The organism is Amycolatopsis sp. NPDC001319 (assembly GCF_042896185.1).
Lineage (GTDB): Bacteria > Actinomycetota > Actinomycetes > Mycobacteriales > Pseudonocardiaceae > Amycolatopsis.
On sequence record NZ_JBIAWY010000017.1, the window covers coordinates 74,406 to 94,216 of the forward strand.

A 19,811-nucleotide genomic window follows, 5' to 3' on the forward strand; every position below is an offset into this window, starting at 1 on the left:
CGCGAGCGTGATTCGGAGAGGAGGGGACATGACCGGTGTGCTCGAACACGCCGGCGGGGAAACTCAGGCCCGCCGGAAGACCGGAAGACCCGGCGGCGCCGACCGTTTCTTCCGCCTGGCACTGCTGGGTGCGGGGCTGCTGGTGCTCACGATCATGGTGGTGGTGGGCGGTTTTCTGCTGAAGAACGGAAGCCGGGCACTCGGCCGGGCCGGACTGTCCTTTCTCACCACTCAGGCGTGGCAGCCCGACTCCGGCAACTTCGGCATCGCCGCGGTGCTCGTCGGCACGCTGCTCATCGCCGCAACCGCGCTGTGCGTGGCTTTTCCGCTGGCCTGCGGGGTGGCGCTGTACATCTCGGAGTACGCACCGCCGCGGCCGAAGCGGGTGCTGATCAGCCTGGTGGACCTCATGGCCGCCGTCCCGAGTGTGGTCTACGGCCTCTTCGGCGCGGTGTTCCTGCAGTGGAACCTGCTCGACGTGCCGCGCTGGCTCTCGATCCACCTCGGCTGGTTCCCGCTGTTCACAGTGGACGGTTACGACGCGAACGACCCGCTGAGCAGCCAGACGGTGTTCGCCAGCTCCACCTTCTTCGCCGGCCTGGTGGTCGGGATGATGGTGATGCCGATCACCTGCTCGGTCATGCGGGAGTCGTTTTCCCAGGCCCCGCCCGGAGAACGGGAAGGCGCCTACGCGCTCGGCGCCACGCGCTGGGGCATGATCCGCAGCGTCGTGCTGCCCTACGGCCGCGGCGGGATGATCGGCGGCACCATGCTCGGCCTCGGCCGCGCGCTCGGCGAGACCATCGCGGTGTACATGATCATCGCGCCCGTCTTCACCATCCAGCCGCACGTGCTGCAGAGCGGGGCGAACTCCGTGTCGGCGCTCATCGCCCAGCAGTGGGGCGCGGCCAGCCCGTTCGGCCTCTCGGCGCTGATGGCGGCCGGTCTCGCGCTGTTCGCCCTCACGCTCGTCGTCAACTTCGGCGCGTCCGCGATCATCGCGCGCAGCCGCTCCGGACAGGGGAGTGAGGCATGACCGCCCTGGACACGCGGGAAACCCCGGAAATCCCCGAGCTCCCCGAGTTCGACGACGCACCCGAGGCGCCCGAACGCCGCCGCGTCACCCGGCCCGGCCGGCGCGCCGACACGGTGAACGTGGTGGGCGCGCTCGTCGCGGCCATCGCGCTGACCGCGATCGTGTTCACCCAGCTCGCCCCCTTCGGCGGCGCCATCGGGTTCCTCGCGATCGCGTGGGTGCTGTTCCTCGGCCTCTACGCGCTGCTGGTCTCCTTGACCGACAACGCGCTGGCGGTCCGCGACCGCCTGGTCTCCGCGGTCGTGCACAGCCTCGCCGCGTTCGCCTTGCTGTCGCTGATCACGATCGTCGGCTACCCGCTCGTGCGCGGCATCGACGCGTTGAGCCACTGGAACTTCTTCACCGACGACATGGCCAACGCCGGCCCGCTCGACCCGCTGAGCCAGGGCGGGATCATCCACGCGGCGGTCGGCACCTTGGAGCAGATCGCCATCGCGCTCGTGCTCACCGTCCCCTTGGGACTCACGTGCGCGGTGTTCCTCAACGAGACCCGCGGCTTCTTCTCCCGGCTGGTGCGCACGATCGTCGACGCGATGACCGCGCTGCCGTCCATCGTGGCCGGCCTGTTCGTCTACGCGGCGCTGATCCTCTCGCTGGGCCTGGAGAAGTCGGGGCTGGCCGCGGGGTGCGCGATCAGCGTGATGATGCTGCCGATCGTGATCCGGGCCTCCGACGTGGTGATCCGGCTCGTACCGGGCTCGCTGCGGGAGGCGTCGCTCGCGCTGGGCGCCGGGCAGCTGCGCACGGTGTGGCACGTGGTGCTGCCGACCGCGCGCTCGGGCCTGACCACGGCGATCCTGCTCGGCACCGCGCGCGGCATCGGCGAGACGTCCCCGGTGCTGATCACCGCCGGGTTCACCGCCTACCTCAACGCCGACCCGCTCTCGGGCCCGCAGATCTCCTTGCCGCTGGCGACTTTCTCACTGGTCACCTCGCCGGAGGAGGCCATGAAGGCCCGCGGGTTCGGCGCCGCCGCCGTGCTGATGCTGCTGGTGCTCGTGCTGTTCGTGATCGCCCGGCTGGCGGGCGGCCGCCCGGCCGGGGAGCTGACCCGCGGCGGACGCCGGCGCCGCGAACGTGCCTCGGCCGCCGACCGCGAACGCTTCATTCGGAGAATGCAGGGGGAACAGCAGTGAGAAGCCGGATCTTCCGCTGGGTCGGGCTCGCGCTGGCGCTGGTGCTGCTCGGCCAGAGCACCGCGTTCGCGCAGGGCTACGTGCCCATCAGCGGCGCGGGGTCTACGTGGAGCTCGAACGCGCTGGACCAGTGGCGCAAGAACGTCGGCCAGTACGGCATGCGGATCAGCTACGCCGCGACGGGTTCCACCGACGGCCGCAACCAGTTCAAGGCGGGCCAGGTCGACTTCGGTGTGTCGGAGATCCCGTACGGCCTGACCGACGCCGGCGTCACCGACGCCGCACCGACCAACCGCGGCTTCGCGTACATGCCGATCGTCGCCGGTGGCACGGCGTTCATGTACAACCTGCACATCGGCAACACCCGGGTGACGAACCTGCGGCTGTCGGGCAAGACGCTCACCCAGATCTTCACCGGCGCCATCACCACCTGGGCCGACCCGGCGATCAAGGCCGACAACCCGGGCCTGACCCTGCCGGCCCGCAAGATCATCCCGGTGGTGCGCTCGGACGGTTCGGGCACCAGCGCGCAGTTCACCACCTACATGGCCCGCCAGTACGGCTCGCTGTGGGACGCCTTCTGCCGCAAGGCCGGGCGCTCGACCCCGTGCGGGTTCACCTCGAACTACCCGCTCGTGCCACCGATGATCGGGCAGTCGGGCTCGCTCGGCGTCACCAACTTCGTGCGCCAGGACCAGAGCGAGGGCGCGATCACCTACGTCGAGTACTCCTACGCGCGCAACGCCGGGTTCCCCATCGCCAAGGTGCTCAACCAGGCCGGGTACTACATCGAGCCGAAGGCGCCGAGCGTCGCGGTCGCGCTGCTCTCGGCCCAGATCAAACCGGACCTGACCCAGGAGCTCGGGAACGTCTACACGAACCCCGACCCGCGCACGTACCCGTTGTCCAGCTACAGCTACATGATCCTGCCGACCACGCCGACGGCGCCGTTCACTGTCGAAAAAGGACGGACGCTGTCGGACTTCGCCTACTACTTCCTGTGCGAGGGCCAGCAGCAGGCCGATCAGCTGGGCTACTCGCCGCTGCCGATCAACCTGGTGCAGGCCGGCCTCAACCAGGTGGCCCGGATCCCCGGTTCGACGAAGAAGCCCACTGACATCACGAAGTGCCACAACCCGACCTTCTCGCCGGACGGCACGAACCTGCTCGCCAAGAACGCCCCGCAGCCCTCGCCGTGCGACAAGATCGGCGTGGTCCAGTGCACCACCGGCACCGGCGGCGCGAAGTCCTCGACGCCGAACAACGGCGCGGGCAGCCACTCGAACACCACTGGCGGACCGGGCGGCACCGCCGGCAACGGCCCCGGCGGCACGGCCGGCACCCCCGGGAACACGAGCTCGACCCCGGGCGCGCCGGGCACCGCCAACGGTCCCGGCGGCGGCGCGATCGACCCCGACACCGGCCTGCCCGTCGGCACGCAGAACCTCGCCGACGGTGGCTCGTCGGTGCCCGTGTCGCTCGCCCAGCGCGACGACGCCACGGCGGCGCTGCTCACGTCCGTGGCCGTCGCTCTGCTGCTCGGGCTCGTGATCGGCCCGCCGTTCCTCGCCCGCCGCCTCACCAAGGACAGGGACCGGTCGTGAAGTACCTCAGACTCCTGCTGGCCGCCTTGCTCGCCCTGGCCGCGCTGCTCGTGGCCGCCCCCAGCCAGGCCGAGACCGGATCCGCGGTCACCGTGTCGGGCACCGGCGCGTTCTCCTCGCTGAAGGTGACGGTCAGCCAGACCACCGACCTGATCAACCAGACCGTGCGGGTGACCTGGACCGGTGGGCAGCCGACCGGTCCGTCGGGCAACTTCGCCACCGACTACCTGCAGATCATGCAGTGCTGGGGCGACGATCCGGCCGGTCCGAAGCGGGAACAGTGCCAGTACGGCGGGCTCGCCGCGCAGGGCTCGCCGGTCGCGGGCGCGTGGACGCGGCTGCGGCAGGTCAGCTACGGCACCCTGAAAGACGGGCTGGAGACGATCAAACCCGCGGACGGCAAGCAGGCCGTGGTCCCGTTCACGTCCGTCTCCGGCGTCACGACGACCTCGACCGGAGAGTTCTTCACCGCCGGCACCACCAACGAGGTCCCGCTCGCCAAAACCCGGCTCGACGGCGGCGGCGAGGTCGACTTCGAGGTGCAGACCGCACTCGAGGCCGACGGCCTCGGCTGCGGCACCGTCGTCAACGGCGCGCCGCGCGGGTGCTGGCTGGTGATCGTGCCGCGCGGCGACCGGGAGGTCGACGGCACCCAGGTCGGTGTCGGAGACAACCGGCCGCAGCTGGACTCGTCGCCGTTGAGCCAGACGAACTGGAACAACCACATCTCGGTGCCGCTGAAGTTCCAGCCGGTGGGCGACTCGTGCCCGCTCGGCGCGGCCGAGCGGCAGACCTCGGGTGACGAGTTCCTGTCCGAAGCCGTGCTGCGCTGGCAGCCGACGCTGTGCGCCGGCGGCGGCACCGTCTACGGCTTCACCCAGGTGCCCGACGGCGTCGCTCGCCAGACCGTGGTGTCGGACAACCCCGGCCTCGCGTTCATGACCGATCCGGTGCCACCGGACCAGGTCACGAAACCATTGGTGTACGCGCCGATCGCGTTGTCCGGGTTGAGCATCGCGTTCATCACCGAGCGCCAGTCGGCCGGCGAAGGCGTGGTGCCGCCCGAGGTGTGGCAACGCGACGGCGAGCAGATCACCGAGATGAACCTCAACCCGCGGCTCGTGGCGAAGCTGCTCACGCAGTCGTACGTGCTGTCTTTGCCCACGCGCCAGGACTACCTCAAGGGCAACCCGGACTCGCTCACGCTCGACCCGGAGTTCCTCCGGCTCAACCCCGACTTCAAGGACTCCGGCCGGCTGATGTCCGCTGTGGACGCCCTTGTGCCCACTGTGGACATGGACGCCACCACCATGCTGTGGAACTGGATCAAGGCCGACAAGGACGCGTCCGACTTCGTCAACGGCGTGCCCGACCCGGACGGCATGAAGGTCAACCCGTCCTTCCGCGGCACGAACCTGCCGGTGTCGAACTTCCCGCGCTCCGACCTGACGTGCGCCGGCACGGGGCTGCTGGCCAGCTGCGCGCTCGACCTGCGCCCGCTCGCCAACGACATGCACGAGGCCGGTCGCGCCATCAGCCGCGGTGACACGCTCGGCAAGGCCCCCACCGGCTTCGCGACGCCGACGGGCGCGCCGGAGCTCAAGGCCGTCGACCGCGAACCCCAGGGCCAGCGCAGCCTGCTGGCCGTGGTCGACACCCCGACGGCCGAGCGTTACGGCCTGCCCACGGCCAAGCTGCGCAACTCCTCGGGCGCGTTCGTCGCGCCGACCGACTCGGCGATGCTCGCCGCCGTCGCGGCCGCGAAACCCGGCGCGGTCAAGGATGTCCTGCACCTGGACCCGACGACGACCGCCGCCGACGCGTACCCGCTCACGAACCTCGCCTACGCGGCGACCGCACCGTCCGCGTTGGACAAACAGGCCGGGGCCGACTACGCCGCGTTCCTGAAGTACGCGGTGGGGAACGGCCAGAAGCCGGGAATCGAGGCGGGCACCCTGCCGGCCGGTTACGTGCCGCTGCCCGAGGCGATGCGCGCGCAGACCGTGGCCGCTGCCGACACGATCGCGGCCCAGTCCGGCCAGACCACCCCGCCGCCCCCGTCCGGCGACCAGACGTCCGGCGCGGGCGCGGGTGGCGCCAGCGGCGGCGACCTGCCCCCGGCGTCGGACGGCTCGGGCGGCACCGGCGGCGTGGGCGGCACGCCCGGCACCGGCGCCGGACCTCCGCCGAACGCACCGGGCGGTGCACCCCTGGCCGTCAAGGCACCGCCGACTTCCACGGCCGACCAGCAGAACGTGGCGCAGACACGGCCCACCCCGGGCTCGCCCGTCGGGTTCGTGCGCTACCTGCTGGTGATCCTGCTCGCGGCGGGCGCAGTCGCCGTCGCCTCCGGGCCCGCGCTGACGCGCCTGAGCAAGCGGATGGGGAGGTGATGTCCGCGGCCCGCCGGCCCGGGAGTTGCCGCTCCTGAGCTCGACGGGCCGGGTGCAACCGGCAAGACCGGCGTCACGACCGCAAAACGGCGACGCCGGCAGGTCCGGACGACGAGTCCGGGCATTCCTGCTGCGAAAAGGATACCTGAAGTGAGCAGAAGAAAAACCCTCGTCACGGTCGCCGCGGCGGCCCTGGTGCTCGGCCTGAGCGGGGTGGCGCAGGCCGACCCGAGCGGCACGCCGACCTTCCGCCAGCTCGCGGGTGTCGGCTCCGACACCACGCAGGGCGTGGTGAACGGCCTCTCCGACGCGATCACCGTCGGCGGCACCAAGATCATCGCCTCCTACGACGCGGTGGGCTCGGTCACCATCACCACGAAGGACGCGTCGACGCCGAACTGCACCATCCCGCGCCCGGCCAACTCGGGTGAGGGCGTCAACGCCCTGGTCGCCTCGCTCGACAACGGCACCAACTGCGTGCAGTTCGCGCGGTCCTCGGCCAACAACTCGTCGAGCTACGCCGGCAAGAACCTCACCTACGTGCCGTTCGCCGTCGACGCCGTGACCTACGCGGTGCGCTCGGACAGCTCGATCTCGAAGAAGCTGACCACCGCGCAGCTCAAGAGCATCTACAACTGCACCGCCCCGGGCGTCGGCACGACCTACAAGCCGCTGCTGCCGAAGTTCGGCTCGGGCACCCGCGCGTTCTTCCTGTCCTCGCTGGGCCTGACGAACGCCGCGAACTACACCACCACGTTCCCGTGCGTGCACGACACCGACCCGACGAACGCGCCGATCGAGGAGAACACCGGCACGTTCCTGACGGACCCGGCGAACGTCGCGCCGTACTCGATCGCCCAGTACCAGAGCCAGATCAACGGCGTGGTCCCGGCCGTGCAGGGCAAGGCCGTGCTGGCCACGCTCAACGGCATCTCGCCGACGTCGCTGAACACCTCCTCGTCGTTCAAGCGGGACGTCTACAACGTCATCCCGAGCGCCCAGGTGGGCAACGCGCCGTACGCCGGCACCTTCGTCGGCCCCGACTCCGCGATCTGCGCCGCCGGCGACGTGATCACGAAGTACGGCTTCGGCAAGGCCGCCAACTGCGGCGACACCAGCATCGTCACGCCCTGACCCGGAAAAGGACCTCTTCCATGAGCACCAGATCCCTGCTGCGCCGCGTCGCCGTGGGCGGTGTCATCGTCACCGCCGCGCTGGCGGCGATGGGCACGCTCTCGACGGCCTCGGCCGCCGTTGCGCCGGGCACGCTCGGCACCCTGACCCTGAGCCCGGCCACGGGCGTCGACACCACCGCGGGCGTGGCCACCACGTCGGCGGGCTGCCCGGAGACCTCCGACGCGTACTACCTGTACGTCTTCGGCCCCGGCGGCTTCACCAACGGTCTCATCGCGACGACCACCACCGACGTCGGCCTGTCCCACACGGACGGTTTCCCCGTCCAGCTGGGCCTGTCGATGAAGGACATCGCGCTGGACAACAGCACCACCGTCCAGCCGGGCCGCTACGACCTGGTCGCGAGCTGCATCGACTCGTTCTCGCAGGAGGTGCAGGGCACCTTCACCCAGGCGATCTACTTCACCGACTCCACGCACTACCAGAGCACCGACCCCGACGCGCCGGTCTCGACCAGCACGTCGCTCGCGGTCTCGCCGGCTTCCCCGGCCACGCAGGGCAGCACCGTCACCCTGACCGCCACGGTCACCCCGGCCTCGGCCGGCGGCACCGTGCAGTTCAAGGACGGCGCGGCGAACCTGGGCAACCCGGTCGCCGTCAACGGTGGCACCGCGGTGCTGACCACGTCGGCGCTGACCGCCGGCAGCCACTCGCTGACCGCCGTCTTCACCGGTGGTTCGCAGAACGTCGGCGGCTCGACGTCGGCGGCGGTGACCTACCAGGTCAACGCCCCGGTCGCGACCCCGACCACGACCGCGCTCTCGGTCACGCCGAGCGGCACGGCCCAGCAGTTCAGCACGGTGACGCTGAACGCGTCGGTCAACCCCGCGGGTGCGGCCGGCTCGATCCAGTTCACCGACGGTGGTGCGAACCTGGGCAACCCGGTCGCGCTGTCCGGTGGCACCGCGACGCTGAACACCTCGACGCTGGGCGTGGGCGACCACACCTTCACCGCCAAGTTCGTCCCGGCCAACCCGGCGGCGTTCGTGGCCTCGGAGTCGGCCGGTGTGCCGCTGTCGGTGACCGCCTTCGCGGGCGTGGCCACCTCGGAGAACATCACCACGACCGTCAACGCGGGTGAGCTGCTCATCAGCGTCGACAACGAGAACGTGACCCTGCCGTCGCCGACGATGCTCCCCGACGCCTCGATGCTGCAGACCTCGGGCCAGCTGAACCCGGTCACGGTCACCGACACCCGCGCCGGGAACCCGGGCTGGAACGTCTCCGGCCAGGCGACCGACTTCGGTGACGGTGCTTCGCACGCGATCAACGCCGCCAACCTCGGCTGGACCCCGGTCCTGGTCGACAAGGTGGCCGCGCAGAACATCACCGCGGGCCCGGCCGTCGGCCCGGCCGCGGCCGTGGAGCCGGGCGCGGCCGCTCCGGCGGGCCTCGGCCTGGCGGGTTCCCGCACCCTCGCCACCGCCGCTTCGAACGGTGGCAACGGCACGGCGCACCTCGGCGCCGGGCTCTCGCTGAACGTGCCGACGTCGACCGTCGCCGGCACCTACACCGCGGTGCTCACGCTCACCGCCATCTGATCACCGGGTCTCCGGCGGCGCGGTGCCGGCCGCCCGCCGGAGACCCGGCCCCCAGTCGTTCTTCCGTCCGAAGGGAAACGCCGATGCGCCTCGTGGCACTGGCCGCCGCGCTCCTGCTGGGTTTCGCGCCCGCCGCCACCGCCTCCGCCGCTCCCGCCGAGGCGCACCCGTCTTCTCACCTCGGTGCCGAGGCCGCTTTCCGCCCGGCCGCCCAGCCGCCCGCGGGGGACCGGCGCGTGACGTTCGGCGTGCGCCCCGCCACCGCGAAGGCGCCGGACAACCGGCCGAGTTTCGGTTACGGCGCCACACCCGGCGCCGTCGTCAAGGACTACGTCGCCGTCTCCAACGTCGGCACCACCCCGGTGACGCTGAAGATCTACGCGAGCGATGCGTTCAACACCCCGGAGGGCGGGTTCGACCTGCTCGCCGCCGGCAAGAAGTCGGTGGACGCCGGGGCCTGGACCAAACCCGCGCAGGCCAGCGTCTCACTCAAGCCCCGGTCGGTCTCGATCGTCCCCTTCAGCCTGACCATCCCCGTGAACGCGACCCCCGGTGACCACGCGGCGGGCCTCGTCGCCGCGCTGACCACCGAGCAGACGGGCGCGAACGGGCAGCGGGTCTCGGTCGAGCAGCGCGTCGGCGCGCGCATCTACCTGCGCGTGACCGGGCAGCTCACGCCGCGGCTCGCGATCACCGGCCTCACCGGCACCTACGACCCGACGCCGTTCGGCCGCGGCGACGCGACCGTGAGCTACACCGTGCGCAACACCGGCAACACCCGCCTTTCGGGCACGCAGCGCGTGGGCGTGAGCACGCCGTGGGGGACCACTGTGGACAGTGCCGCGCTGCCGCCGATCCCGGAGCTGCTGCCGGGCGGGCTGTTCAAGGTGACCACGAAGGTCTCCGGCCTGCTGCCCGCGGGCTGGCTGAACGCGACCGTGCACGTCGACCCGCACCCGGTGGCCGGGTTCACCGACCCGGTGGAGCCGGTCGAGGAGACCCTGACGCTGAGCGCCGTGCCGTGGGCGTTCCTCGGCATCCTCCTGGTGCTGGTCCTCGGCGTGGTCGCCGTGGTGTTCACGAGGCGCAGACGTCGGCGTGGTGGCACGACCGAAGCCCCGCCGGCGGAGGAGGTGGCCGAACATGCGGCTGCGCACTGAGCTCCTGCTCGTCGCGGGCGGGCTCGTCCTGTTCGCGGCGCCCGCCCAGGCGGCGCCGATCGGCGGCCTGGTCGTGACGCCCGGCGAAGGCCAGGACGCGTCTTCGATCCGCATGCACACCAGCGCCGGCTGCCCGGCCGACGCCGACGCGTACTACGCGAGCCTGCGCGGCAAGGGCATGCCCGCGGCGGGGCAGGTGGTCGTCGCGAACACCGACGTCGGCCTGTCGCACACGCGCGGCTTCGACGTGTTCCTCGCCCAGACGCTCAAGGACTTCGCCGCGGACAACGGAACCTCGCTTTCGGGCAAGTACGACGTGACGCTGTACTGCATCGACTCGTTCAGCCAGGAGAGCAAGGGCGAGTTCACCGCGTCGCTGAAGTTCGACAGCCCGGTGAAGTACGCGGCGCTCGGCGCGGCGAAGGGCCCGAACCGGGCGCCCGAGACCACATCTTCCGCGCCGCCGCCCTCGTCGCGCGTCGTGCCGCCGACGTCGGCCGTGCCGGCCGGGCCCGGCGCGGGTTCGACCCCGGTCCCGCTCCCGGGATCCGGCAGCAGCGGCGGGCCGCGGACGAGCGCTCCGGCGCCGGAAAACGCGGCCGCACCGGCGGAACCGTCGACGACGCTGATCGGCGCGTTCGCCCTCGTGGCGGGCGTGGGCCTGGTGGTCGCCGCGGTGGCGCTCGCCGCGTGGGTGGTGCGCCGGCGTGCCCGGTGAAGTGCGGTTGTCCCCTGAACAGCGGAAGGAAAGCTTTCATGCGTAAGCGTCAGCTCGTGGTGGCGGGTGCCTCGGCGGCCGCGGCGGCGATCGTCGTGGTGACCCTGGTGACCTCCACCGCCTCGGCCGCGCTGCCCCCGCCGGGCAGCCTCGGCACCCTCACCCTCGAACCGCCCACGGGGACCGGAGCCACGGCTCCCGTCGTGCGCACGTCGCAGGGCTGCACCCCCGACTCCGACTCCTACATCGCCCACGTCTTCGGGCCCGGCGGGTTCGCGCCCGGGCTGGTGGCGACGTTCGGGCTGCAGGACGTGGACTTCTCCACCACGCAGCCCTTCCCGGTGCAGTTCACCAAGGGCATGACCGACATCGCCACGGACAACCAGACCGAGGTCGTGGCCGGCACCTACGTGGTGCAGGTGTCCTGTATGGACTCGTTCTCGCAGACGTCGACCGGCACCTTCACGACGAACATGTACTTCACGGACGCGACGCACTACCAGTCGACGGACCCGAGCGGGCCGCCCGTGTCGACGACGCCGACCACACCGACGTCGGTGAGCACCTCGCAGCCGACCTCGACCTCCACCACGACGTCGACGTCCACGGCCACCTCGACTTCTACGACGACTTCGAGCCCGGCGTCGACCACGACCACACCGTCTGCTTCGGACACTTCGACGGCCACGACGACCACGACGTCGCCGACCACCACGAGCACCACCACCACTGGCGCCACGGGCACGCCGACGTCGACCACGACCACGGGCACCACGAGCACGAGCGCCACGACCACGACGGGCACGACAACTTCGACGGGTACCTCGACGCCGACTTCCACCTCGACCCGCACGTCCACGAGCTCGCCCACCTCGACGACCACCACCACCCTGCGGACGTCCACGACTTCGCCCAGCACCACCACGCCGGCTTCCACGACCGCCACGACGACGTCCTCCGGCACGGTCTCCGACACCGAGACGAGCTCGGCGACGGACACGTCGTCGAGCACGTCCACAAGCGACACTTCGGTGACCGTCCCGCCCGGTGACACCGGCACTCCCGGCTCGGGGGGCAGCGCGGGGCAGAACGTCGGTACCGACGTGCCGGGCCGCACGCTGGCCTACACCGGGTTCGACCTCGGGTTCTTCGTCCTGGCCGCGGCCGTGCTGATCGGGCTGGGCGCCGTGGCGCTCATCGCGGTCCGCCGGCGCAGGGCGGATGCCCGCCGCACACGGTGACCATCGAGACGGACGTCGCCGCACCGCCGACGGGGAAACCCGCGGCGGTGTGGGTGACCGGGCAGGCGCTGTCGATCGTCGGCGCGCTCATGCTGTGCCTGGTCGTGCAGATCGCCGTGATCGGGCAGCTGGCGCACAACCGCGACCAGGACCGCGCGTACGCGGCGTTCCGCGACCAGCTCGCGAACGCCACCGCGCCGGCCGGCGGCTACGACCCCGACGGGCACCCGCTGGAGCCGGGGACGCCGGTGGCGGTGCTGACGGTGCCGCGGATCGGGGTGCGTGAGGTCGTCGGCGAGGGGTCGACGTCGGAGGTCCTGAAGGCCGGGCCGGGGCACCGCCGCGACACGGTGCTGCCGGGCCAGGCGGGCACGAGCGTGGTGCTCGGCCGGCGCGCGGGGTACGGCTCGCCGTTTCTGGACATCGGCAAGCTCAAGCGCGGCGACCTGATCAGCGTCACCACCGGGCAGGGCAAGCACGAGTACGAGGTGCTGGGCGTGCGCCACAGCGGCGACCCGCAGCCGGCCCCGCCCGCACAGGGCCAGGGGCGGCTGACGCTCGTCACCGCCGACGGCCCGCCGGGTCTGCCCGCCGACGTCCTGCGCGTCGACGCGCGGCTGCTCACCCCGGCCGTCGGGATCGGGGGCGTGCTGCCGGCGTCGGCGATGAGCGAGTCGGAGCAGGCCCTCTCGGGCGACCCGGCGGCGATGGTGCCGCTCGTGCTGTGGGGCCTGCTGCTCGTGGTGAGCGCGGCCGGAGTCGTGTACGTCCACCAACGCGTCGGCAAGTGGCATTCGTGGGTTATCGGGGTGCCGCTGCTCGGCGCGCTCGGCGTCACGGTGGCCGACCAGGCGGCTTCGCTGCTGCCGAACCTGTTGTGAGGAGACCAGGATGACCATGCTGCTGCCGTCGGTCGAGGAGACCACGTCGATCGAGGCGCGCGCGGTGTCCGCGTGGTTCGGCGACCGCAAGGTGCTCGACCGCGTGTCGCTGACCATGCCCGCGCGGTCCGTCACCGCGCTGATCGGCCCGTCGGGGTGCGGGAAGTCGACGTTCCTGCGCATCCTCAACCGCATGCACGAGCTCGTGCCTAGCGCCACGCTCGCCGGTGAGGTCCTCCTCGGGGGCGACGACATCTACGACCCGTCGTGGAAGCTCACCGACGCGCGCCGCCACATCGGCATGGTGTTCCAGAAGCCCAACCCGTTCCCGGCGATGTCCATCTTCGACAACGTGACCGCCGGCCTGAAACTCACGGGCACCAAGGTGCGCAGCTCCGAAAAGGACGATCTCGTCGCCGAGTGCCTCATCAAGGCCGGCCTGTGGAAAGAGGTCCGCGACCGCCTCCGCCAGCCCGGCGGCGCGCTGTCCGGCGGCCAGCAGCAGCGCCTGTGCATCGCCCGGGCCCTCGCGGTCCGCCCGAAGGTCCTGCTCATGGACGAGCCGTGCTCGGCGCTCGACCCGACGTCGACGCGCCGCATCGAGCAGACCATCGAGGACCTCAGCGGCGAGGTGACCATCGTGATCGTCACCCACAACATGCAGCAGGCCCAACGGGTTTCCGCGCAGTGCGCCTTCTTCCTCGCCGAAGAGGGCGCCCCCGGCGGCATCGTGGAGGCCGGCCCGACCACCACGATCTTCGAGTCACCCCACGACGACCGCACCGCCGACTACGTCCACGGCCGCTTCGGCTGAGCCCTACTCGCCGTCGTCGTTGAGGATGACCGTCGGCGGCGTCCCCTTCGCCTTCACGTAGAACACGGCCAGCTTCGCCGGCTCCGTGGTGCTCGCGTTGCGACTCACGACGTGCACGTCGGTGGGGGACTCGAAGAAGACGCCCCCGGTGTTGACGGTCTGCAGCTTGCCGCCTTTCACCTGCGTGACAACACTTCCCTGGAGGACGTAGACGAACAGGTCGCAGTTGTGCCGGTGCACCTGGGAGGCCTCCCCGGGCGCGAAGTCGACGATCTCGATCATGCCCTCCTTGCCCGGGATGTCGGGCAGGGCCTGGGTCATGAGCCGGGTGACGGCACCGGCCTTCGTCTGGTGCTCTGCCGGGCCGCCGTTGCTGGGGCTGCCGGCGGCCGGCGCCAGGTCGGCCGCTCGACCCGAGCCGCACGCTGCCACGCCGGCCAGTGCCAGCAGGGAAACCAATGTTGTCTTGACTGTCCTGTTCATGGTCCGCACTCCCGCCCGGTAGTTGATCTCCCTCTCGACCGTAAGGTCGGGACGGCACCGGAACGCGGGTCACTTCGGCTCAAGATCATTGGGCCACTTCGCGGGGATCGTTTCGCTCCTGGGACCCGCGCACCCCGGCGCAGACTTTTGCGGCTGGCGGGTCTGCGCCGGAGTGCCACGCTTCAGGCTCGGGGGCCCCCGATCGAGCGAAGGCCGAGCGGGTCGTGGATGACGGCGCCGGGATCGTACTGCCGGGCGATCCCGCCCAGGCGTGCGGCGACATCGGGCGCGAAGAACCGGTCGACGGCGCGGTCGTCGGCGCTCGCGAACGTGCGGAACGTCCGTCCCGTCGCGGCCGGCTTGAGCGCATCGAGGACGCGCCCCTGCTCCTCGGCCAGGGCGGCCACGTCCTCGGGCCGGAAGATCAGCCCGACGCTCTCGAGGAAGTACTCGCCCTCGACCCGGTCGAGGGCGGCGGGCGCCTCGGCCGGCCGGTTCAGGGCTCCGCCGAGGCGGCGGAACTCGACGACGGACAGCGGGCTGCCCTGCGGACCGAGGTCGGTCACCGCGCTCAACGCCGACTCCGGCAGGTCGTCCAGAATCTCGGTGCGGATCACGACCGGCGCGCCGTCGGCGGGGACGCCGGCCAGGTCGAGGTCGTCGGGCGTGCGCGGCCGGGTGGAATCGAGCATGGGCTGGGCGACTTCGAGCATCGGAAGCAGCAACCGCCGCGCCTCGTCCGCCGTGCCCAGGTGGCAGACCGTCAGGGTGACCGCGCGCTGCCCGCGAATCGGCTCCGGCACCGAGGGCAGCGGCGGGAACTGGTGCACCCCGATCGCCGTCGTCATTTCCTCCGGCAGCGTCGAGGACCACGTCCGGTAGGCGGCGAACAGGTCGAGTGCCGCGTCGACCGGCCAGATCAGATCGCCCGCGAAGAGCTCGGGAACCGGAGCGAGCTCGATCTCCAGCTCGGTCACGATGCCGGGCGGGGTGCCGCCCCCGCGCAGCGCCCACCACAGGTCGGCGTGGTGCTCGGCGTCCACGCGCAACCGCTGCCCTTCGCCGGTGACCAGCTCGGCGGACACCACTCCGTGCGCGGCGAGGCCGTGCCGCCGGGCGAACAGCCCGAGCCCTCCGCCCAGGGTGTACCCGGTGACCCCGGCGCTGGGGACGTTCGTCGCCAGGCCGCTGAGGCCGTGCGGGGTGCACGCTTGCTGCAGATCTTGCCACCGCACCCCCGAACCGACGCGGGCCCGGCGCCGGGCCGGGTCGATGGCGATCGCGTTCAGCTCGCCGGTGCGCAGCAGGAGGGCGCCGTCGTAGGAGTCGATCGCGCCGTGGCCGGTGCCCTGCGGTGCGACCCGGATGCCGTGCTCGGCGGCGAACTTCACCGTGGCCACCACGTCCTCGACGCCGGCGGCCGCCACGACCGCGGCCGGACGCTGCTCGACCGTCAGGTTCCACGGCTTGCCGGCGCGCTCGAACCGTTCGTCATCGGTCCCGATGACCGCGCCCTGCACATTTTGCGCCCATTGCGCCAGATCTCTGATAACCATGTGCGCGATGCTGACATGCGAATCCGGCGGACCGGAATCCCATGAGCAGGGGATTCGAACGGGAATCCGTCCGGAACAGCCGGACACAGTGGACGGTGGTATCGGAAATAAACCTCGATCAACCTATAGGGGTGTCGGGAGTCACTTTGCCCGGCGGTCATTTTCCGCATTATTTTGGTGGCGGGTACCTGGGGCGGGGAAAGGACTCGGATGACGCCGGTGACCGGCGACGCGTACGCGGCGATCGAGCGGATGGCGGACGCGCGGTCGACGTGCGAGGCGTTCCAGTGGTCCGCGGTGCCCGAGCTGCGCCGGATCGTGGGCTTCGATTCGATGTGCTGGAGCCTGATCGATCCGATGACCTGGGCTCCCTCGTGGACCGTGGGTGACAACTCGGTCCTCGGGTTGCAGCAGCGCCGGTTGCAGACTTCCTGGGCGTCGTCGGGCGAGTACCGGGAATTGACCGGCCGGGGCTTCGCCTTCACGAGCGTCGACGCCGAAGGGCTGCCACGGCGCGAGTCGTACTGGTGGGAAATGGGTGAGCCGGGCGGACTTCGCGACGGGCTCTCCGTCGCCCTCGGCGCGGACGGCGCCTGCTGGGGGATTTTGCATCTGTTCCGCGATCACGACGGTCGCCGGTTCTCCGCGGCCGACGTTGACGCGGTCCTGAAGATCGCGCCGACCCTGGGCCGCCGCCTGCGGCGGAGCACGATCGATCCGGCGGGGGAGCGCCCGAGCGGCGACGAGGCCGGAACGCTGATCCTCGATCGCGGCCTGGCCCCGGTGGCGTCGACGCCGGAGGCGGACCGCTGGCTCTCCCGCCTTCCGCAGCCCGCCCCCGGGGGTGATCCCCTCCCCGGGTTCGTCTACGCGATCGCGGCCCGCCTCGGTCCCGATGTCCTGCCACCGTCGACACCCCAGCTGCGCATCCGCGCCGACGACGGAACCTGGCTTCTCCTGCGCGCGGCGAGGCTGTCCGGCGGCTCGGCACTGGGCGACGGGGCCATCGCGGTGACCATCGAACCCGCCTGCCAGGCGGATTTACGACCGCTGTTGATGCGGGCCCACAAACTGTCCGCGCGCGAACGGGAGGTCGCGGCCCTGGCCGCGAAAGGCCTCACGAATGTCGAGCTGGCGAGCGCCTTGTTCATCACCCGCCACACCGTCGCCGACCACCTGAAGGCGATCTACGACAAACTCGGGGTCAACAGCCGAGGCGAACTGACCTCGGTGCTCGGCGGACTCCGTTGACCTGCCGAAGGTGAGCCCGAGCGGATGAAGTGGAGAATTTCGGCACCGTTCTCGGATCCTCGATCGGCGGTGAACGGAGTGCGCAACCTGGACGCGATGCCCTTCATGAGGATCAGCGTCCCCGGACCGGATCCGCTTCGACACACCGGATACGATCGTGCTGGCACTCCGTTGTCCGTCGGGCCGGCACTTCTGTTCCGAATCCCCGAATCCCCGAATCGCACGGCCGCACTGTTCGACCTCGTGCGCGACAACTGGGCTTCGGCGCGACGGGACGGGGCGCCGTTGCTCATCGCTGAGATCCACGTCGCACTCGGACGACGCCGAATAGTCGATTCCGCCCGGGTCCGGCTGTAACACTATTTCCGGTTCGACCCCCGAACTCGCGCGAAACGCGTTGGCTTGAGGTGACGCGGCCGGATCGCTCCGGCCGCGTCACACCGGCGCGGGTCAGGCCGGGCGGACGGCCGCGATCGCGCTGACCTCGACTCGCAGGTTCGGCGGGACGAGGCGCGACACCTCGACGGTCGTCGAGGTCGGCATCCGCTTGAAGTACTCGCGCATGACCTCGACGACGATCTCGTTGTCCCGGTCGACGTCGACGAGGAACTTGCCGACGTTGATCACGTCCGCGATCGTCGCTCCCGACAGGGCGAGGACGTGCTCGAGATTGGCGAACAGCCGGTGCATCTCGGAGCGCAGGTCCGTCGGGTCGGCAGGGTTCTTCGGGCCGCCGAGGACGCCGGAGACGTAGATCAGATCCGCGCCGGCCGGAATCCGGATCGCCGGGACCAGGGGCAGGCCGGAGACGCCGGTCTTCTCTCCCGTTTCGTCGATCACGGTGAAGGGCTTGTCGTCGGTGGTCATTCGTGGACCTGTGTCCTTTCTCGTGGGGTGAATGGGAACCGCTCAGATGGGCATGACGAACTCGTCGTCGCCGAACAACGCCCGGCCGTAGATCTCCGTCGCGATCTCGGGCTGGATGAGGCCGTGGCGGCTGGCGGCCTCGGAATCGCGCCAGATGCGCTGCAACGGGTTGCCCGTCGCGAAGCTGCCGGCGCCGTTCATCGTCAGCGTGCGGTTGATCGCACCGCGGCTGTAGGTGATCGCGAGCCCGGTGTCCATCCGGATGCGAGCGCGGACGACCAAGCCGGGCTTCGCGCCTTCGTGAGCGAGGCGCACGATGTCGTCACACGCGCGCCGGGCGACCATCGTGGCGATGTCGACCGACGACACCGCCTCGGCGATCCCGGTCCGGTTGGCCGGCGCGTCCACGGCGTGGTCGTACTTCGAGTACATCACCGTCCGCCGCGGCAAGTTCGCGAGCGTCAGGTCGACGGCGGCCTGCGCGAGGCCCAGCTGGGCACCGCACAGCACAACGCCGAGGACCGGCAGGAACGACTCGCGGTGAACGGGTGCCTCGGACGAGGTCGCGTAGACGTCGGCGGCGAGGTCGTCGTACCGCTGGACGCGGTGATCGGGAACGAAAAAGTCGCGGGCGACGAGCGTGTTGCTGGCGGTGCCGCGCATCCCCACGACGAACCAGGTGTCCACGATCTCGAGCTCGTCCATGGGGAACAGCGCCAGGCTCTGAACGCGATTTCCCTCGTCGTCGGGCGTCATCACGCCGAGGTGCGCCCACTGCGAGTGCGCCGAGCCGCTGGCGAAGGGCCACTTGCCGCTGACCACGTAGCCACCGTCGACGCGGCGGACGTCTTCCACCGGGTTCAGGACGGTGCACAGGCGCGCGTCCGGGTTCGTGCCCCAGACGTCCTGCTGGGCCTGTTCGGAGTAGGTGGAGGCGATCCAGGCCGCCGAGTTGATCAGCGCGTGGACCCAGCCCGCGGAGCCGTCGCCGCGGGCGACCTCCGCCGTCGTCTCGACGAGGGTGCGGACATCCGCCTCGAGCCCGCCGAACCGCTTCGGAACGCAGAGACGGTAAAGGTCCGCGGCCTGCAGCGCGTCGACAACCTCGGGGGACAGGGTCCGGTTGTCGTCGGCGAACTGCCCGCCTTGCCGCAGCATGGCCCGCAGTCCGGCGGCGCACGCGACGAGCTCGTCGGACAGCCGGCGCGAGTCGGGAATGACGTCAGAATCGATACTTGTCGCCATCAGTACCTCTCAGGAGGGTGCCGCTCCTGCTATCCGAGCGACTTGAAAGTTCAATTGCAAACGTTAGCAGAAATATCCGCCGGATTTGCAAGTAAGATGGATGGAAACGATTGCAGTCGAACGCGTATCAGTCTTGCCCGATTGATCGCAGGCTTCGAACCGGCGGCCCTGGGAAGTGGTCAGGCGGAGACGCGGTGCAGGACCACGACCGGGATGACGCGAGTGGTCGTGCCGTGGTCGGGGAAGCCGGTGGTGCCGGCGGTGAGCCGGGCGAAGTTGTCCGCGAAGCGAGCGAACAGGGCGTCGCGTTCGGGGCCGGATTCGAGGGGTTCGGCGGTGGCCTCGAAGGTCTCGGCGCCGACTTCGACGGTGACGGCCGGGTTGGCCTTGACGTTGTGGAACCAGGCCGGGTTGGTGTCGGCGCCGCCGTTGGAGGCGATGACGACGATCCGGTCCCCGTCGGCCAGGTGGCTGAGCGGGGTGGTGCGCACCGTGCCGGTCTTGGCGCCCGTGGTCGTGATCAGCGCCATGTCCATGCCGGCGAACATGCCGCCGACCTTGCCGGCGTTGGCGCGGAACTCGTCGATGACGGTGGAGTTGAAGTCGGCGGCCGAAGTCATGACCGGTCCTT

General features: G+C 70.8%; 19 protein-coding genes. 12 read left to right on the forward strand and 7 right to left on the reverse strand.

Annotation, left to right across the window (positions count from 1 at the left end):
- The first annotated feature begins 28 nt into the window (after positions 1-28).
- The 8 genes from pstC to ACFY1H_RS42915 all read left to right on the forward strand — a co-directional run bounded on the left by pstC (position 29) and on the right by ACFY1H_RS42915 (position 10,842).
- The gene (gene pstC, locus ACFY1H_RS42880; RefSeq protein WP_386955902.1) at positions 29-1,036 is read left to right on the forward strand and encodes a phosphate ABC transporter permease subunit PstC; all 1,008 of its coding nucleotides are present in this window, start codon (positions 29-31) and stop codon (positions 1,034-1,036) included.
- Positions 1,033-2,232, forward strand: coding sequence for a phosphate ABC transporter permease PstA (gene pstA / locus ACFY1H_RS42885; RefSeq protein ID WP_386955903.1), 1,200 nt, complete (start codon positions 1,033-1,035; stop codon positions 2,230-2,232). Before pstC ends, pstA begins: the two co-directional genes overlap by 4 nt.
- On the forward strand, positions 2,229-3,836 hold the full coding sequence (gene pstS / locus ACFY1H_RS42890) for a phosphate ABC transporter substrate-binding protein PstS (RefSeq protein ID WP_366586584.1): 1,608 nt from the start codon (positions 2,229-2,231) through the stop codon (positions 3,834-3,836). Before pstA ends, pstS begins: the two co-directional genes overlap by 4 nt.
- Positions 3,833-6,229 carry a hypothetical protein gene (locus ACFY1H_RS42895; RefSeq protein ID WP_386955904.1) on the forward strand — a complete coding sequence of 799 codons (2,397 nt, stop codon included), beginning with the start codon at positions 3,833-3,835 and terminating at the stop codon, positions 6,227-6,229. The genes pstS and ACFY1H_RS42895 overlap by 4 nt, the downstream gene beginning before the upstream one ends.
- A 150-nt stretch (positions 6,230-6,379) precedes the next feature.
- A complete protein-coding gene (locus ACFY1H_RS42900; RefSeq protein WP_386955905.1) occupies positions 6,380-7,363 on the forward strand; it encodes a hypothetical protein in 984 nt (327 codons plus the stop codon).
- A gap of 20 nt (positions 7,364-7,383) precedes the next feature.
- Entirely contained in the window at positions 7,384-8,964 is a 1,581-nt protein-coding gene (locus ACFY1H_RS42905) for an Ig-like domain repeat protein (protein WP_386955906.1), read from the forward strand.
- 83 nt (positions 8,965-9,047) lie between these two features.
- Complete coding sequence (locus ACFY1H_RS42910; RefSeq protein ID WP_386955908.1) at positions 9,048-10,124, forward strand: DUF916 domain-containing protein; 1,077 nt, start codon at positions 9,048-9,050, stop codon at positions 10,122-10,124.
- Positions 10,108-10,842, forward strand: coding sequence for a hypothetical protein (locus ACFY1H_RS42915; protein WP_386955909.1), 735 nt, complete (start codon positions 10,108-10,110; stop codon positions 10,840-10,842). The genes ACFY1H_RS42910 and ACFY1H_RS42915 overlap by 17 nt, the downstream gene beginning before the upstream one ends.
- A 241-nt stretch (positions 10,843-11,083) precedes the next feature.
- Here ACFY1H_RS42915 and ACFY1H_RS42920 read toward each other — a convergent pair whose 3' ends face one another.
- Both ACFY1H_RS42920 and ACFY1H_RS42925 read right to left on the reverse strand, forming a co-directional pair.
- A complete protein-coding gene (locus tag ACFY1H_RS42920; RefSeq protein ID WP_366586568.1) occupies positions 11,084-11,248 on the reverse strand; it encodes a hypothetical protein in 165 nt (54 codons plus the stop codon).
- Between the two features lie 90 nt (positions 11,249-11,338).
- Positions 11,339-11,869, reverse strand: a complete 531-nt coding sequence (locus tag ACFY1H_RS42925) for a hypothetical protein (protein ID WP_386955911.1) — start codon at positions 11,867-11,869, stop codon at positions 11,339-11,341.
- A gap of 4 nt (positions 11,870-11,873) precedes the next feature.
- On the opposite strand from ACFY1H_RS42925, the gene ACFY1H_RS42930 reads away from it, so the two are divergent.
- Genes ACFY1H_RS42930 through ACFY1H_RS42940 form a run of 3 tightly spaced genes read left to right on the forward strand, consistent with a single transcriptional unit; the run spans position 11,874 to position 13,778 of the window.
- On the forward strand, positions 11,874-12,083 hold the full coding sequence (locus tag ACFY1H_RS42930) for a hypothetical protein (RefSeq protein WP_386955912.1): 210 nt from the start codon (positions 11,874-11,876) through the stop codon (positions 12,081-12,083).
- Complete coding sequence (locus ACFY1H_RS42935; RefSeq protein ID WP_386955913.1) at positions 12,080-12,964, forward strand: class E sortase; 885 nt, start codon at positions 12,080-12,082, stop codon at positions 12,962-12,964. Before ACFY1H_RS42930 ends, ACFY1H_RS42935 begins: the two co-directional genes overlap by 4 nt.
- Positions 12,965-12,974: 10 nt before the next feature.
- Positions 12,975-13,778 carry a phosphate ABC transporter ATP-binding protein gene (locus ACFY1H_RS42940; RefSeq protein WP_366586558.1) on the forward strand — a complete coding sequence of 268 codons (804 nt, stop codon included), beginning with the start codon at positions 12,975-12,977 and terminating at the stop codon, positions 13,776-13,778.
- Positions 13,779-13,781: 3 nt separating this feature from the next.
- Here ACFY1H_RS42940 and ACFY1H_RS42945 read toward each other — a convergent pair whose 3' ends face one another.
- Positions 13,782-14,261, reverse strand: a complete 480-nt coding sequence (locus ACFY1H_RS42945; RefSeq protein WP_386955914.1) for a cupin domain-containing protein — start codon at positions 14,259-14,261, stop codon at positions 13,782-13,784.
- A 182-nt stretch (positions 14,262-14,443) separates the two neighbouring features.
- Positions 14,444-15,817 (reverse strand): FAD-binding oxidoreductase, encoded by a 1,374-nt coding sequence (locus ACFY1H_RS42950; protein WP_386955915.1) that lies wholly within the window; start codon positions 15,815-15,817, stop codon positions 14,444-14,446.
- Positions 15,818-16,114: 297 nt separating this feature from the next.
- On the opposite strand from ACFY1H_RS42950, the gene ACFY1H_RS42955 reads away from it, so the two are divergent.
- The gene (locus ACFY1H_RS42955; RefSeq protein ID WP_386955916.1) at positions 16,115-17,068 is read left to right on the forward strand and encodes a response regulator transcription factor; all 954 of its coding nucleotides are present in this window, start codon (positions 16,115-16,117) and stop codon (positions 17,066-17,068) included.
- A gap of 450 nt (positions 17,069-17,518) precedes the next feature.
- Here ACFY1H_RS42955 and ACFY1H_RS42960 read toward each other — a convergent pair whose 3' ends face one another.
- The 3 genes from ACFY1H_RS42960 to ACFY1H_RS42970 form a co-directional block, all read right to left on the reverse strand.
- A complete protein-coding gene (locus ACFY1H_RS42960; protein WP_386955917.1) occupies positions 17,519-17,935 on the reverse strand; it encodes a Rid family hydrolase in 417 nt (138 codons plus the stop codon).
- 42 nt (positions 17,936-17,977) lie between these two features.
- Complete coding sequence (locus tag ACFY1H_RS42965; RefSeq protein WP_386955918.1) at positions 17,978-19,180, reverse strand: acyl-CoA dehydrogenase family protein; 1,203 nt, start codon at positions 19,178-19,180, stop codon at positions 17,978-17,980.
- A gap of 179 nt (positions 19,181-19,359) precedes the next feature.
- On the reverse strand, positions 19,360-19,800 hold the full coding sequence (locus ACFY1H_RS42970; RefSeq protein WP_366586545.1) for a nitroreductase family deazaflavin-dependent oxidoreductase: 441 nt from the start codon (positions 19,798-19,800) through the stop codon (positions 19,360-19,362).
- Positions 19,801-19,811: the final 11 nt, after the last annotated feature.